General features: G+C 47.1%; 17 protein-coding genes. 1 reads left to right on the top strand and 16 read right to left on the bottom strand.

Going from position 1 to position 15241, the window contains the following annotated elements:
• Window positions 1-36 precede the first annotated feature (36 nt).
• Complete coding sequence (locus AC1XUF_RS03510) at window positions 37-1614, top strand: M81 family metallopeptidase (protein WP_483340272.1); 1578 nt, start codon at window positions 37-39, stop codon at window positions 1612-1614.
• 9 nt (window positions 1615-1623) lie between these two features.
• Here AC1XUF_RS03510 and AC1XUF_RS03505 read toward each other — a convergent pair whose 3' ends face one another.
• The 16 genes from AC1XUF_RS03505 to AC1XUF_RS03430 all read right to left on the bottom strand — a co-directional run bounded on the left by AC1XUF_RS03505 (window position 1624) and on the right by AC1XUF_RS03430 (window position 15206).
• Entirely contained in the window at window positions 1624-2304 is a 681-nt protein-coding gene (locus AC1XUF_RS03505; protein ID WP_483340271.1) for an aspartate/glutamate racemase family protein, read from the bottom strand.
• 123 nt (window positions 2305-2427) lie between these two features.
• Complete coding sequence (locus AC1XUF_RS03500; RefSeq protein ID WP_483340270.1) at window positions 2428-2928, bottom strand: GNAT family N-acetyltransferase; 501 nt, start codon at window positions 2926-2928, stop codon at window positions 2428-2430.
• Window positions 2929-3104: 176 nt separating this feature from the next.
• Window positions 3105-3434, bottom strand: a complete 330-nt coding sequence (locus tag AC1XUF_RS03495; RefSeq protein WP_483340269.1) for an MmcQ/YjbR family DNA-binding protein — start codon at window positions 3432-3434, stop codon at window positions 3105-3107.
• A 51-nt stretch (window positions 3435-3485) separates the two neighbouring features.
• Window positions 3486-3956 carry a helix-hairpin-helix domain-containing protein gene (locus AC1XUF_RS03490; protein ID WP_483340268.1) on the bottom strand — a complete coding sequence of 157 codons (471 nt, stop codon included), beginning with the start codon at window positions 3954-3956 and terminating at the stop codon, window positions 3486-3488.
• Window positions 3957-3991: 35 nt separating this feature from the next.
• A complete protein-coding gene (locus AC1XUF_RS03485; protein WP_483340267.1) occupies window positions 3992-5701 on the bottom strand; it encodes a hypothetical protein in 1710 nt (569 codons plus the stop codon).
• A 16-nt stretch (window positions 5702-5717) separates the two neighbouring features.
• The gene (locus tag AC1XUF_RS03480; protein ID WP_483340266.1) at window positions 5718-6572 is read right to left on the bottom strand and encodes an alpha/beta hydrolase; all 855 of its coding nucleotides are present in this window, start codon (window positions 6570-6572) and stop codon (window positions 5718-5720) included.
• Between the two features lie 30 nt (window positions 6573-6602).
• Window positions 6603-7412 (bottom strand): EcsC family protein, encoded by an 810-nt coding sequence (locus AC1XUF_RS03475; protein ID WP_483340265.1) that lies wholly within the window; start codon window positions 7410-7412, stop codon window positions 6603-6605.
• 66 nt (window positions 7413-7478) lie between these two features.
• Window positions 7479-7820, bottom strand: coding sequence for a hypothetical protein (locus AC1XUF_RS03470; RefSeq protein ID WP_483340264.1), 342 nt, complete (start codon window positions 7818-7820; stop codon window positions 7479-7481).
• Between the two features lie 36 nt (window positions 7821-7856).
• Window positions 7857-8081, bottom strand: a complete 225-nt coding sequence (locus AC1XUF_RS03465; protein WP_483340263.1) for a hypothetical protein — start codon at window positions 8079-8081, stop codon at window positions 7857-7859.
• 13 nt (window positions 8082-8094) lie between these two features.
• On the bottom strand, window positions 8095-10977 hold the full coding sequence (locus AC1XUF_RS03460) for a glycosyl hydrolase (RefSeq protein ID WP_483340262.1): 2883 nt from the start codon (window positions 10975-10977) through the stop codon (window positions 8095-8097).
• 43 nt (window positions 10978-11020) lie between these two features.
• Window positions 11021-11914, bottom strand: a complete 894-nt coding sequence (locus tag AC1XUF_RS03455; protein WP_483340261.1) for an alpha/beta fold hydrolase — start codon at window positions 11912-11914, stop codon at window positions 11021-11023.
• 180 nt (window positions 11915-12094) lie between these two features.
• Window positions 12095-12859, bottom strand: a complete 765-nt coding sequence (locus AC1XUF_RS03450; RefSeq protein WP_483340260.1) for a methyltransferase domain-containing protein — start codon at window positions 12857-12859, stop codon at window positions 12095-12097.
• Between the two features lie 107 nt (window positions 12860-12966).
• Entirely contained in the window at window positions 12967-13401 is a 435-nt protein-coding gene (locus AC1XUF_RS03445; RefSeq protein WP_483340259.1) for a glycine zipper domain-containing protein, read from the bottom strand.
• 68 nt (window positions 13402-13469) lie between these two features.
• Window positions 13470-13889 carry a hypothetical protein gene (locus AC1XUF_RS03440; RefSeq protein WP_483340258.1) on the bottom strand — a complete coding sequence of 140 codons (420 nt, stop codon included), beginning with the start codon at window positions 13887-13889 and terminating at the stop codon, window positions 13470-13472.
• 160 nt (window positions 13890-14049) lie between these two features.
• The gene (locus AC1XUF_RS03435) at window positions 14050-14691 is read right to left on the bottom strand and encodes a hypothetical protein (RefSeq protein ID WP_483340257.1); all 642 of its coding nucleotides are present in this window, start codon (window positions 14689-14691) and stop codon (window positions 14050-14052) included.
• 5 nt (window positions 14692-14696) lie between these two features.
• A complete protein-coding gene (locus tag AC1XUF_RS03430) occupies window positions 14697-15206 on the bottom strand; it encodes an RNA polymerase sigma factor (protein WP_483340256.1) in 510 nt (169 codons plus the stop codon).
• Between the last annotated feature and the right edge of the window lie 35 nt (window positions 15207-15241).

Genomic DNA, 15241 nt, shown 5'->3' with positions numbered 1-15241 from the left:
ATAGAAGCCAAATGGAGGTTTCTTAAAATTTTATATATGAAAACTACCTTTTTACTGCTTGTTTTATTTTGCGTATCCGTTTCTCAGCCTATTTTTAGTAAAGCGGCCCAAAAGACGCCGCCGGGCAAGGCTTTGCCCCGGATAGCCATCGCCGGGCTGGGTATCGAATCGAGTACATTTTCGCCTGCACTGACCAACGAGGAAGCTTTTCACGCCAAATACGGAGACGAAGTTTATACTTCCTATCCGTTTATGGCCGCCGATTCGCTGGTGCGCACAAAAGCGACCTGGCTTCCCGCACTGGTCGGCAAATCGCTGCCCGGCGGGGCAGTTACCCGGGAGGCTTATGAATCGCTGGTGAAGCAATCGCTGGAACTTTTAAAGAAAAACACGCCCTATGACGGCCTCTTTTTCGATATCCACGGTGCCATGAGCGTGGTAGGCCTCGATGATCCTGAAGGTGATTTCATTGTCAGGATCAGGGAAGTGGTCGGCAAAAAAACGATCATTTCTACCTCCATGGATTTGCATGGCAATGTTTCCTGGCGCCTCGCTCAAAACACCGACCTGATCACCTGCTATCGCATGGCACCGCACGAGGACGCTATGCAAACCAAGAAACGCGCGGTAACCAATCTGCTGTCACGGATCGAAAGCGGCAAAGGTAAACCCGCCTACAAAGCGTGGATACCCATCCCCGTTTTATTGCCCGGCGAGAAAACCAGTACGCGTATTGAACCTGCTAAAACCATTTACGCGGCAGTTGCGCCTGCTTCTCAGCAAAAGGGCATTATCGATGCGGCGATGTGGGTGGGCTACGCCTGGGCAGACGAACCGCGCAACCATGCCGTGGTAATGGTCACCGGCGACGATAAACAGGCGGTAACCAGTACTGCCGAAAACCTGGCAGCCAGTTTCTGGAGGGTAAGAAAGGAATTTGCATTCGTAGCACCGACAGGCTCCTTGCAGGAAAGCCTGGATAAGGCGGTCAAAAGCGACAAACATCCTTACTTTATCAGCGACTCAGGTGATAATCCAACTGCCGGAGGCGCTGGTGATGTTACATGGACACTGACTGAAATCCTGAAGAGGCCGGAATTTAAATCCGAAAACGGCCCTTCGCTCATATATGCATCGATTCCCGGACCGGAATTGGTCGAAAAAGCTGTTGCAGCTGGTGTCGGCAGTACAATCGACGCACTGGCAGGCGCAAAGGTTGATGCCCGCTTTGCACCGCCAATTCGCCTGGTTGGGACGGTCACCTCCATTGTGCACGGGGACAGAAACGCCGAGACGGAGGTGGTGGTAAAAGTTGGCAGCGTTTCTGTGATTGTCACGAAAAAACGCAAACCTTATCACAAGGAAGCCGACTTTACAAATCTGGGTCTCAATCCGCGAAAGAGCGATATTGTGGTTGTCAAAATCGGTTACCTCGAACCGGAACTTTATAATATGCGGGCCGACTGGATCTTATCGCTGACGCCCGGTGGTGTAGATCAGAACCTGGAACGCCTGCCATACAAGCGAATTAAAAGGCCTATGTTCCCGCTGGACAAAGATATGAAAGACCCGGACCTCAAAGCCCGGCTGGTACCCTCCTCGGAAAGTAAATAGCCCAGGCTTTCAGCTTAAGGCAAACTCGACCACCGCTTGAGCATGTATTTTTGTGGTATCAAAAACCGGCACCGAAATATCGTCCTGACCGATGATCAGCGGTATTTCGGTGCAACCCAAAATAATTCCTTCAGCGCCATTTGCGATCAGTTCAGCGATAATGTCCAGGTAAGCCTGCCTGGTTTCTTTTTTTAAAATGCCTTTCCCAAGTTCCTCTTTCAGGGTTTGCTGGATAAAGTTCCTCGTGTCCTGCCTTTCCGGGATTAAAGGTTTGATCCCCTCTTTCTTAAGGCCGTCTTTATAAAAATCCATTTCCATGGTGTAAATGGTTCCCAGCAAGCCCACTGTTTTCAGACCGCTGGCTTTTATTGCAGCCGCAGTTGCCGTTACGACATGAATAACCGGTAAGCCAGTATTTTCTTCAAGCCTGTCGGCCATCCCGTGCGCGGTATTGGCGCACAATACAAGGGCTTCCACACCGCTTTTTTTCAGGCTTTCGCACGCCCCGAGCAGGATGTCAAAAGATTTATCCCAGCTAACGGACTGTATGTCACCGAAATTCAAAGAATAAATCACGCATTCGGCATAATTCAGGCCGCCTAGCCTTTCATTGATTCCTTCGTTGATATACCGGTAATAATCAATGGTCGAAACCCAGCTCATTCCGCCCACCAAGCCTACTTTTTTCATGAATGCTTATTTATTTTCAATGGCTTTTTTATTTCGTTTTTTCGAACTAGGCATATAAGTGATACAATTCCATTGTAGGGCGGATTAAGCCGCTTTTGCTCACTCAGCATCTTCCGGTGAAAATTAGTCCAGAAATTTTTGCAGCCAAACCAGGTCAAAATACCCGCCGTTTTTGTAACCAATTTTCTCAAAACTTCCACATTCTTTATATCCCAATGCCCTATGGAAGTTTAAGCTGGCTATATTTTCAGATGAAATATTAACCAAAATACTTGATATTCTTAAACCCCTGAGCTCACTTTCCAGAATATTGTAAAGCTGGCTTCCAATTCCTTTCCTGGTGCAACCATCTTTTAACCAATATGTTAGTTTAACTGTATGCGAAAAGGTGCTTTCGGGCCTGAACTTATAGGCATACCCAAATCCGATTAGTTCCTTGCCACTGAGGACTACATACCTCGGAAGACTGCTCTTCTCATCTAACATATCTGAGATACTGGTTTTCTGTAAAGGCGTCTCAGAAAAGTAGGAGGTAGAATGAGTAACGTAGTAGTTGATGATCTCTAAAATATCGTCTGCATCGGCCAAGGTCATTGGCCTAAATGAAATAGTTCCCAAATTCAAGGTGCAAGCTATTTGTGATTTTAGTTGGTATTCATTGATGTATCATGCCAGCAATTGGAGTAATCAGGAAACCTACACTGGAATTGAAACAATGATTGAGTTTTGATCGCTTTTCAATTGATAAATACTTAATCATGAATCAACACAGACGTTCATCAACCATCAAAGACCCTGACTCATTTGTTTTTTAATCTTTTCGGCGCCACTTCGCAAAATGCGATGGTCAAAGCATCCATTAACACTTCACTTTCAACCTTGCTTAATTCGATCAATGTCCAACCCTTCTTGCCCCATTTATTCGGGACCGGATAAATAATGGTTTTATCAGCCAAACAAAATAAATCCTGATCTGTCTCATTCAATTTCAGGCACGCTCGCCCGGCTTTTTCATTTAAAGTCGCAAATATCTTCTTCCCCACGCGGAAAGAATGATTCTCAAAATGCGGCTGCTCCGTTGCTTCCCCGAAAGACAAAGCCATTTCCCGGAATTGTTGATTGGTGATCATAGCGAGTCGTACTTAACTGAATTTCAGCACCTTTATCCCTAATTTCCTTCCCTAGTTCTCAGTCAGTTTATATTCCATTGTTTCATGCCACGCCTTTTCGGGTCTGGTTGCAGGATAACCATGTGCAAGGCGATATTTTTTTCGTTCTTTGGTAAAGTCCCACCACACTTTTGCCGGGTCCCTTGTTTCCGCAAAATGAATCGCTAACCTGAACTGGTCCTCAACGCAGGGATCTATCCAATAACCTTTTTTCTGTTCGTACTCGTCGGTCAGCTTTGCCCCATCTTTATTTTTTAGTTCGTCCAGGGAATAATAACCCAGGAATACCAGATCTCCGGCAAATTTTATCCCGATGGATGGCACAGATTGAAATTCAGCCAAAGCATGAATTTCTTTTGCTCTTTCGGCTGTCGAGTTAAGCAACACTTCTAATTCGTCGGGCGCATAGTCGAGGATTTCCATAATTTTTACTTTGCTTTTCTTCAGGTTTGCCTTTTCAAGGTCGGTTAATGGAAGTTTCATGTTTGCAAAAGTCTGTTTCTATTTCTTAAAGATCCTTAATACTTCCAGCTGGTCAGGTCGGCCCCCTGCGGCGCCCTCGACTTCATTTCTTCGGCCCATTTGGTGATAAACATCTGATGGTAACGCAGGCGGCTGATGTAGTTCGGCTGGGTGTGATCGCCATTCCAGCAATGTTCGGCCCGGTCGCCATAATCCACCTCGCAGCCGCAGGAAGGATTTTTCAGTTTTTTAAGCACGTCCTCGGCGGTGTACACGGCATTGTTGAGATAGTAGTTGTCCATATCGCCTACATAAATGTGCATTTTGCCTTTCAGCTTCTCCCCGATTTTGGGCCAGTCCCGCTGAATGATATGGGTCAGGTCGAAATGCTCTTTCCAATATGCTGCAACATTTTTATCGATCACACCCGTCTTTTTGTCCCAGATCCGGGCGGGGTATCCGTCCTTGCCAACCGGTGAAAAAACGGCTTCCCAGATGTCCCACTGCTCGCCGCTCCGGGTTTTATCACCCAATACCAGTTCGAGCTGGTTGAGCTCCTTTAAGGTGGAACTGATATGCCCGAGATAATTGGTCATACCCGGCCGGGGGGTTTGCTTGAAAGCGCTCTCCAGATAATAGGCATTTTTATCCTTATAAAGGTCAATGACGGTATAATGATCAAAACTGATCGGGTCGGGACAGGCCGCATAACAGCCATTGTATTCGTCGGGGTAAAAAACCTGTGCGGCCAGAACTTCCCAGCCACCCGTGGAGCCGCCGTACATAAACCTCGCCCAGCCTTTGCCGATCCCCCTGAAACGTTTTTCAATTTCCGGGATCAGCTCGTAAGTGATCGCATCGCCATAAGGGCCGATGTTCGCGGAATTAACAGCGTAAGAATCGTCGTAAAACTGGTTCGCATGCTGGATTTCGATGGCAATAACCCTGGGAAAATCCGGGCCTGTCCAGAGTTTGTAGAAATTGTAATTCTCCTGCTGGATGATCCTGTTATAGCCTGTGATGTGAAAACGTTCGCTGGTATCCGGTTTCAGATTCTGATCCGGCGGCGTGGTCCTCCAATCGCCGAAATCGGCCGGAAAATGTCCGTGGTATATCGCCAGCGGGTATTTCACATCGGGATGTTTATCCCAGCCTTCGGGCAACAAAATGTGCGCTCCCAGGTAAATCGGCCTGCCCCAGAATTCGCTCAGTAGTTTACTCTGGATCTTAATGTGTTTCACATAATCCGTATCCGCCGGTTCCTTGATGGGCGGGATCGTCTTATTTAGCGCGACAGGATAGGGCTTATTTGATTTTGGATCAAACTGGATGGTTTTCGGGGTAGAAAGCAAATTACCGGGAGCCGTATTCCAATGCTGGCCATCGCCCCGGTCGGCGGGCAATTTCAAAACGTGGCCGTCCTTTCTTCTAAATGTCTCATACAAATGCAATACAACCTGGACCGAATACGTCCCGGCCGGAATGTCCTTCAGGCTTTCTTTGGGATATCCTTCGGCACCCGCAGAAATCGTTTGAGAAGTACCCGGTTTCCAGTTTTCGACATTCACGCCAAAGATCAATTGGGTTGACGGCCCTCCGCTGATCTGGAAACGCGGCTCAGCTTTGTCATGATTGGAAAGGATGAGAAGCAACCTTCCATCCAATGGCTTTTTGCTCAACGAATCGGGCAGGAACACGGAGAAAACCTGGGCATTGGCAAAATAGACCGACAAGCAACAAAGAATGATGAGCAGAAGTTTTTTCATAAAGAAGTCAGGTTTGTTATTTCGTTTGTACCGGATACAAAAGTCTGAATGCATTAAAAACCGCCTGATGCGTGACTGTGGCGTGATCTTCTCCGGGAAGATAATCAAAATGGACCGTAAGGCCGGAGCTCTCCGATTTTTTGATTTTGTCTGCTAATAGGTTGGCATCCACCTCCATGACCCTGGGAACATCACCGGGTGTCAGGCCCTCCTTGCCAACGCCAATGTAAATGTCGGTCTTCTGAACAAATCCCTTTTCGAGCACCACCGATCGGAATTTCAAAAGCGAACCATTATCCCACCACAAGCTCGGGCTGATGATGACATATTTATTAAACAGCATTGGTTTCTTAAACAAGATCTCCGTTGCAAGCAACCCTCCGAGCGACTGGCCAATGATCATTTTGGAGGCACTGGTTTTATACTTTTTTGAAATATACGGCTGCAATTCTTTTTCTATGAACCCAATAAACCGGTCGGATTTCCCGGAAGTGGGATTTTGCTTTTTGTCACTTTCAATGGTTGTAGCAAAAGTAAAATCACGACGCCTGTCCACGTTGGCGATTCCCACAACAATTGATCTCGGGACACGGTCAATCCACGGAAAATTATTGAATTGCACCAGTCCGACAATGTGGATAAAATCCTCATCTGCCGAACCGTCCAACAAATAAATTACCGGATACCTGACAGTGTCGGCAGCATTATATCCTTCTGGCAAATAAATATTAAGGGTCCTTTTTTCCGCTAATTCCGCAGACTGAATTTCTTCAATCAAGCCAAGTACGAATGGTTTAACGGTGCCGCTGCTATTTTGTCCAAATGCGACGGCACCGTAAAGTCCCAGCAATGCAATGAAGATGATGCGCATTCGCTTAGCGTTTTGATGTTTAGTCCCAGGTTATCGTTTCAACTGGATATTGGATTTAAACAGATCGTCATAAAACGCCTTAATTGCGTCTTTCCCGTAAATCCTTTCTAGTTTCCGCACCGTGAAATGCCCACGCGCCATATCCTGGAAATGATTGATAAAAATGGCATTAATGATCGCACCACCCGCCGCTCCAATGGCGGGGATGGCCTGTGCGGCCACTTTTTCGGAAATTTGTAAGCCAAAACGTTGCGCGATATTGGCTATGAATTTGACAAATGCAGGCGAACTCTTGTCTGTCAATGTCTTGGTCACATAGCCCACCACTTCCGAAACCGAAGTAACCAAGGATAAGCGCACGGCGTAATAACCGCTTTCCGAATTGTCGTCTTCAATGCTGGTACCGCCCAATGCAAATACTTCCAGACAGGCTAGTTTCGTCTCGGCATCATTGATCGACTCGCCCTGAGACCTGGCAATATCCGCAATCGATCGGAGCATAATCGTGGTGGAGACGGGCAATTCTACCGCCAGTGCGGCAAAACCAAAAAAGCCGCCAACACCTCCTGTCACTGCCACGCCCACCTTATGCAACACATTGTAGGAACGACCGCCGGGTTTGTCTTTCATTGTGAAAACCGCTGCATCAGAGGCTTTTAACAAAGCGGTCCTCGTGATGTCGCCAATCTTCGCGTTCCAGTTTGCGGGAAGCAGATCCAAAGCCTTTTGAATCGGCATACCAATAAAATCCGTGATTTTTGCCGCAATACCGGGATTTTCAAGGGTGATCATCGCCTGGCGAAGCTCCTCCCGGTGTGCGTCTGTCATTTCTGGTTGCATGAATGATTTCGTCTTCTCCCCCATTTTCGTCCGTGACGCCCGTATTTCTCAAACCGTATTTGTTCCTTAGGTATCAACCGCTTTGGTAGGCTCGTCCATGTGTTTCTGAAAGTCGGCGTAATTGGGCCACAAATAATCCACTTCGTGCCGTAACAGGGATGATTTCAGCAAATTAGGCTTAAAAACCCTGTGTTCCCGAAAGTGCTGGACCAGAATACCCCGCTTCTTTTCACCCAGAAAACGCTTATACTCTGCTTTCAAATAATCGACTTTGATTCGTTCGGAAGGCAAAACTACAAACTGCCAGAATTCGGGCTTGTCCAGCTGCGGTAAGAAGACATTTTCATAATAGTGTAAACGATCCTCCGCAAAGCTTACTTCTCTTGCATGCTGTGTGTCTTGGTCCAAAAGGTGTTCCTCAAATCCCCTGATATTCGCCAGACGCTACGCCTCGTACTTTTGCAATTGATCGGGATTCAGGATTTGCCTGAACACCGACCACTCATAATCCCATTCCTCCCACATGGAAAAAATATGCTTGTCCGAATGCGTGTTATGCAGGTCTTCTTCATATCGGTGAACCTGCTCAGCCTGTTCAAGTGTCAGATTGTAGTGAGCATGTCTGTTCCTGACCAGGTTGATTTGCCATTCATATTCTTCCTTAGTCATATCGTAAATCAAATTACAATTTTCCAGTCAAAATCCGGACCGGCCCCAGCAATCCCGAGGGCGTAAGCTGCCACCAGTCCTGAATGGTAATGTTTGTTTTTGTAAGCCGCTTATCCTGCGGTTTTCCGCGATCGCCGATCAGCCTGTTACGCCAGGTATTGACTACCTCGACTTCCAGCTTGTTATCTTTTTCCTTCAAAATACCCTTTACAGAAACACGCAGCGGCGGTGCCCAGACAATGCCCAGGTCTTTTCCATTGAGTGAAACTTTTGCAATACCGATATCCTTCACTTCTCCCAAATCCAAAAATACCTGCCCGGAATTCAAAATATCGCTTTTAAGGTCAAAACTTTTGGTATAAACCGCCTTTCCGGAATAAAATTTAACCCCTTCTTCATGACGGTCTGTCCAACTGCCCAATTCATGGAAGGTAACATTCGCCGGAGCGCCCCATTTGGGATCAAAAGCCACCTGCCAGTCTCCGTGCAATGTCGACTGCGGTTCCAAATGCAGGTAATTAGACTTGACCGTACCCTGCTGGTTTTTGTCAACTGGATTTTTAAAAACTACAAAAACAGAACCATAAGGGTCAAATTCCAGATCTAAGAACGTCCGCCCGTCTTTTTGGGAAAACGATTGGGCAGGGGCTGTTTCACCCGTTACCGCATTCCAAAGCTCAGGCTGTTTTCCGTTGATGCGGAAGGCTGCAGTTATTTTCGAAGCTGCCTTATTCTGGCTGCTGATAAAGTAATAGTCTGCCGCACCGTCATTGCGGTGAATGAAATCGTATTTACTGCCTGTCTCCTTATCAATAATTTCCATATCATCGGGCACCCCTTTGGATTTGAGGTAGTCTGCGGCAGTTCTCCCCCATACCATTTTCCCGGCGCCAACCTCACGTTCACCGGTAACACCGGGGGCACTTCCCCAAAGGTGATCGGCCATCTTTTTCATCGCCGCCTCGCTGGCAGGGTACCGGACTAGGCTTGCAGTCGTAATCGTTTTTTCACCAATCACCGTGGCCCCTGCTTTTACCAGTGATTCAATCTTTTGCAATGCAGCCAGCGACAGCGTTTTATGATTGGGCAAAACCAGTACACGATATGAAACGCCGTGCGGCAATGTGATACGGGCATTTTTCACCTGCAGTGTAAGCAGCCGTTCCTCATTGATCAGGTCATAATCAAACCCGGGCAATGCTCCTGCGGGATCGTCTTCTTTATACCGGCCGAGGTTTGGTGCGTGATCGCCGTAATAATAGAGCACATCGGCGACCGAAGTGCCTGTCTGATGCATGTAGTGACAGCGTGTAAGGTATTGAATGAAAGGTATTGAATAATTCCACCAGGTAACATTGGGATTGAAATGCGTTCCGGCAAAATATTCCTGCCCCGGCAAGCCCATTGCTTTGGGCGAGGCAGTGAAAGTGTGGAGGTAAACGAGGTTTAGTCCGGCACAAAATTCATGGTCGGCACTCGGTTTCATATCCGACCACATCACATCATTCCAGTGCGGGCCGATCGTGGTAAATGACTCAGCACCAACTAATTTTTTGTTGTAAATCTTGGCTGCGCTGGCGGCCTGCTTCACAAAAAACCGGTCGATCGGTCGTGGTCTGTGGGGTGATGGCGACCAGAATTCGCTCATCATGATCTCGCTGTAACCATAATTTTTCAAGCCGTCAAAAGGCCCGGCATGCGGACCCGCGGATTCCGGCTGAATGCCCATACCATAGGCCAGGGCACGTTTTGCAAATGTCCCGTAATGTTTTTCAGCAATCAAATCCCCCAATGTCTTCCTCAGATCCGACAGAAATCTGTTGCTGACATCCCGGTTTTCAATGATTTTCCCGGCCAGAACGGGCAGGTAAGGAATGGGGTCATAACCGCGGTATTTCACAAATTCATTTTCAAACCCCTCCGTCCAGTTCAGCCCACCCGCTTCGAAACTATCGGTTTGCAGGTACCTCAAAGTTTTCCCTGCCATTGGCCCGATCGCCTTTAGCAGAGGGTCTACATGCGTGTCCCAATAGCGGTTGAAATTCTTTTCACTCAGGTAATCAATCACATGCCCTTGCCATTTGCCACTCGAGGTGGAAACTTCGGCGTTGGTCGGCGTATAGCCAATCCGCAGGATCGTCCAATCGCCTGCAGGCGCCTTCCAGTCGAGTTTGCCGTTTTTGAAATATTTGCCGAGGTTGATCACCTGCTTTAACGTAGCGTCTTCTTCTCCCGGCGACGCGGCAATATCCGTCAGCATCGATCGCGTCTCGGGTGCCGACCCTCCCACCTCGCGCATGGCCGCCTTGTTTTCGAATTCCCTGATAGGCGGTCTGTTCGTGAACGTTTTGGCGGGGATAGCGAGCACGACAATGTCTCGATAGTAGTCGTACCTTATTTTAGGCATGGGCAATTCCTGGCTGACCCGGCTGCCGCCTTTCACCTGAGTTTCAGAAATAACAACCTGTTTGGCCGTTTCGGCGGGGGTAATATCCGGCCCGCCGAGATTCCACCCGCTTTGGATGCTCAGCGACATCACCAACCCAAGCCTGTCGGCCTCTTTGATGGCGTGGACATACAATTCTTTCCATTCTGGTGAGCCAAACATCGGGCCTTCCGGCACCTGCGCGTTATTGCGCTGGTCGGCCCCGCCCGCATCGAAAATACAGGCCCCGCTGAAACCTTTAGCCTTCATTTCTTCCAGATCGCGGGTGATGGTTTCCTGATCGATGTTGCCGTTCAGCCACCACCACCAGCACCGGATACCGTATTGGGAAGGCGGATTTTGAAAAACGGTGTTTTCAATGGTAATGGTGCTTTTCTGGGCTTTGACCGCGGAAAATAGAAAGATGAGACCGACGAATAAGATTGACTTCGGATTTTTAAGGAATGCCATTGCGGGAATTTAAATTGGATCTGACTATAAAAGGGAGCCGTCTTTATTTCCCTAATGCTTCCAGCATCATTTTAATATTCCCAATCACCGTCTGCGCGTCGTCGCGGTGTACGAAGTGTCCGCTATTTGTAAGATAAATAAGCGCGCCTGCCCGCTTGGCGGAATGAATAAACCTCCTCCACCTCAGCATGTTGGAGCTGTTCTTCACTTCAAAAAATTTTTCATGGTCAAAATCCTTGCTCCTGCGCTCGACGGGAACTTCAAATTTTCCTCCTACAAAGAAATAGACAGGCACTTCCGGAACGGGTAAACCAGCGAGTTCAGCGAAATCCGTTTTTCGCAAATCAGTCAAAACCTGTCCTTCGCTCCAAGGTCCATAACTGGCGGAATCCACTTTTGAGGGGACGTAAAGGCGCTGATAGATCATTTCGTCAATTTTCTTCTCCGGCACCCCGATCGTTCTGAATATCTCGTTCCAATCGGCCTTGCTCTCCGTAAAATCGGCCGGATCTACAAACACAAGTCCCGCAATATCATGGGGATAATAACCGGCAAACGCCCTGATGTAAACACCGCCCATGGAGTGACCTACCAGCACATACGGCGGTTCTATTTTGAGTTCATTCAAAAGCAATTTCAGGTTTCCGGCAATTTTTTGTGGGGTTGGAAGCTGAAATACTTTGTCCGATTTCCCCTCGCCCTGTCTGTCATACATAAATATCGGCGCGACTTTTGCCAGGGAATCCCTGACCGTGTCCCAATGCCCTAAACCCGTCCCTAATCCATTCTCAAACACCAACGCGGGCTGACCAGCTTTTCTGTTTTCAAAGCCTTTTGTAAGGATATTATAGTTGCTCCCGTTGACTTTTACGAGTCTTTCCTGAGAGAAAGAGGGAAGCGAAAGAAGCACGATAAAGAGGAAAGTCAATAGTTTCATTTTTAACGGCAGGTTAATCATCTGTTACTGCTTTTTTCTTTTTCCCAGACACGAGTTTCTTTTCTCTTTTGACAGGCGAAACCGATTTGACAATGGCCAACCCTTCCCTTTTGTTTCAAATCTTTAACCTTCGCAAACGAATTTGGATGAGCAAGCTTTAAAAGCATTCTATATACGCTATCAAAACGTTGCCTCTAAAATAATCCTTTTGAACGGATAAAAAACGGGTAGTTTCTCGAACTTTTCATGAAGCAGGTTTTTGTATTCTGTGATAAATGCTTCCCGCGTATCTCCTTCCAGTCTCTCCGTAAATGGTATCAAAGCTGTACCCGAAACCCAGTTAAACAACTCATTGGAATCTTGTAAAATAAGCGGGTATATCTTTTCAAAAACTGTCATCACCCGGCTTCTGTTTTCGAAAAGGATTCTCGCATATTGATCAATATCTAATACCGGAGAATCCCTCGTCCAACCCTTCAATGCAGATTTGAAAGGTTCCTGCCCCGCCAGCTCATTCAGCATCCGATTGGAAATGTTATGATTTTGAGCTGGCATCTGGATCAGCAATTGCCCGCCAGGTTTGAGCATCGAGATGATTTTTGCGAAAACCGTTTCATGGTCATCCACCCATTGCACCGCCGCATTGGAAAATACCAGGTCATATTTTTGGTCCAGTTCAATTTGTTCCTCCATAGACCTCCTTTCAAACCTTACATGCTGACTCGCAAATGCTTTTGAATCTCTTAGCATTTCCTCAGAGGAATCAATCCCCAAAACATCCGAATCCGGGATTGCATCTGCGAGCTTTCTGGTGAGCTCGCCCGTCCCGCAACCCAGATCGATAACGCTCATGCCTGATTTCGCCTTAACCAGCGCCAGCAAGTCATTAAAAGGCGTGAAACGCTCTGATTTAAACTGATTGTAGGTTTCGGGATTCCAGGCCATCGTGTTTTACTTTTTGGGTTTAAAAGAAATCATCCCTGCAATTCTAACACCAGGTTTCGCGCACCAGGGTTCAGATTGCAGGGATGATCATGCAGATTAGGTTACTGTTATTGCCGTTCTTTTTTCTTTTTCGAATGATCTACAATCGCACCAGTTCCGGCACCTACGCCTGCGCCGATCAAACTACCGATCAAGGCACCTTCAGCATGTTTTTTGTTAACGATTGCCCCGGTAATCGCCCCGGTACCGGCACCTACCACTGCCCCTTTGGCGGTGTGGCTCCATTTTTTCTTTTTCGTCGTCGCTACCGGTGCATTGTAGGTATTTGCCGCGATTTGCTGCTTTTCTTCCTCCACTTTTTCTTTCTCACGCTCAGCCATCACCGCGTTCATCGAATCTACCACTGCCTGCTTCTGCATCGCCAGTTTCATCGAATCAATGGTGGCCTGCTGTGCTTTTAATGCTTCTTCCTGTTGGTGTGAATTGCTGTTACAAGCGCTCAAAAGAACGACCGCACATAACATTGAAATGAGAGATTTCATCTTTTTGATGGATGGTTATAAGGCTGCCTCCTCCAAAATCGTGCCATTGCATTGAGGCGCTGATGCCATCAGTGATTTTGTTTGATCAGCAAAACCGCAAAAAGTACGAAAATTGCAAGGGCTATAAAGAGAAGGATAAGTCCAGAAGAAAGAAGCGTTCTGGTCAGGTTTTCTGTGTGAGGGGCTAGCTCAAGATCGAGTTTGGCTTTGATATTCTTCATTGCTGCGGTTAGCTCGCGAGATGATTTGATGGACATCAGAAAACCTGTCCCAATCGCAACACAGATGAGCCCGGGCAACAACAGTCCAAAAATAGCAAATTCCGAGTCACGGTTATCCTTTCCCAAAACATAAGCAATCACTCCACCTGTTATTAAAAAGGTGTAATTCAATGTGTTCAAGGTCAGTTCCATATAAAATTGAAACAGGCTGGTCAATTGCTTGTACTCTTCGAGGTAAATGTTCGGGTCTTTTTGGTCGGTTTGCATGGTCGTGATTTACAAGTTTTCATTCAGCCACTTTTCAGCAGATTCTATTTGCCATAAGTGCGCAATTACATTTCATTCAACGGAGCGTGATAATCAAATGCCCTCCTCATCCACCTGCTCTTGACAGAAATGCGCCCCAATATGTCTTCAAATTTGCAACTTATTTATACCCCTCAATTTCCCGCAGCATTTCCATTGCTTTCACGGTTGGCTCCCACTCCTTCCCGCTGAAAATCAGCCTGAACCATTTTTTATCCCGGTTTTCGTATCTGATATTCTCAAAAAGCCAGATTGCCAGCATCGTAAGTGCAATGGTAACCAGCCCTTGAACCAGATAAAAGATGGGCCCGCCATTGATCAGCAAGCCTTTGCTGATGTAAAAAGTGGTCCAGACCGGGAATTGCAGAAACAACAGACGGGTAATCCAAAGTGTCGAAGATTGCAGTCGCGCGATCCTTTCCTGCGTTTCCAGTAGTGGCTCGCTGATGTCGGTTTGGTAAATGAGCACCATTTGGTAGATGTAAACGCCGATCGCAAGTTTCGTCAACAATACCTGAATGAGGGCTGAAACTGTAAAGAACAGACTCGCATGTCCCCAGGTTGCAATGATGATCATATCCACAAATAGTACCCACAAAATGCCCGCAACAATGGTAAAAATCTTGATCGGTTTCATCGAACCCAATAGCGATTTGATCTTCATACGGGTAATATCTTCGGCGTTTTTCCGGTTTAAAACCAGGTTTTCTTCGAGCTTTTGGTCATACGTTTTCCAAAGAGCCATTAATTCCGTGTCTTCCATTTTGTTTATGGTTTGAATGCCTGAAATTTTTGTTTGAGTTGTTCTTTAATTCTTGAAATACGGGTCGAAACGTTCGTAGCCGTCATCCCAAGTATTCCCGCAATTTCCTGCTGACTGTTTTCTTCGAGATAAAGCAGGATAATCGCCCGGTCGATTTCTTTAAGCTCGCGGATGAACCGGTGCAGCATACTAATATCCGAGTCAAACACCGGCGCATCGTCATCTTCGGCCAGACTAATGATTTCAGGGAGTAAAGGTTGATTGATCCTAGCCCTGCTGTTTTCCTTCCGGTAAAATGAAATCGTGACGTTTAGAGCTATGCGGTACATCCAGGTGGTGATCCTGTACTGTTCGTCATATTTCGTAAATGAAAGCCACAGCTGGATGGTGATCTCCTGGATCAGGTCTTTCCTATTTTCCATGTCGCGGCAATAGGCATTGGCTACTTTATAGATGATGCCCTTGTTGTCCTCGATCACGCTCAGGAAGGTGGGCGCGTCGCGGCTCAGGGGCATTGGTTATTTTGTGTTTTCATGTCCGAATCATTTAA

This window comes from Dyadobacter sp. HNCC25DJ185, from assembly GCF_056895195.1.
The sequence above is the reverse complement of the archived record's forward strand: the minus strand, read 5'-3'. Positions and strand labels throughout refer to the sequence as shown.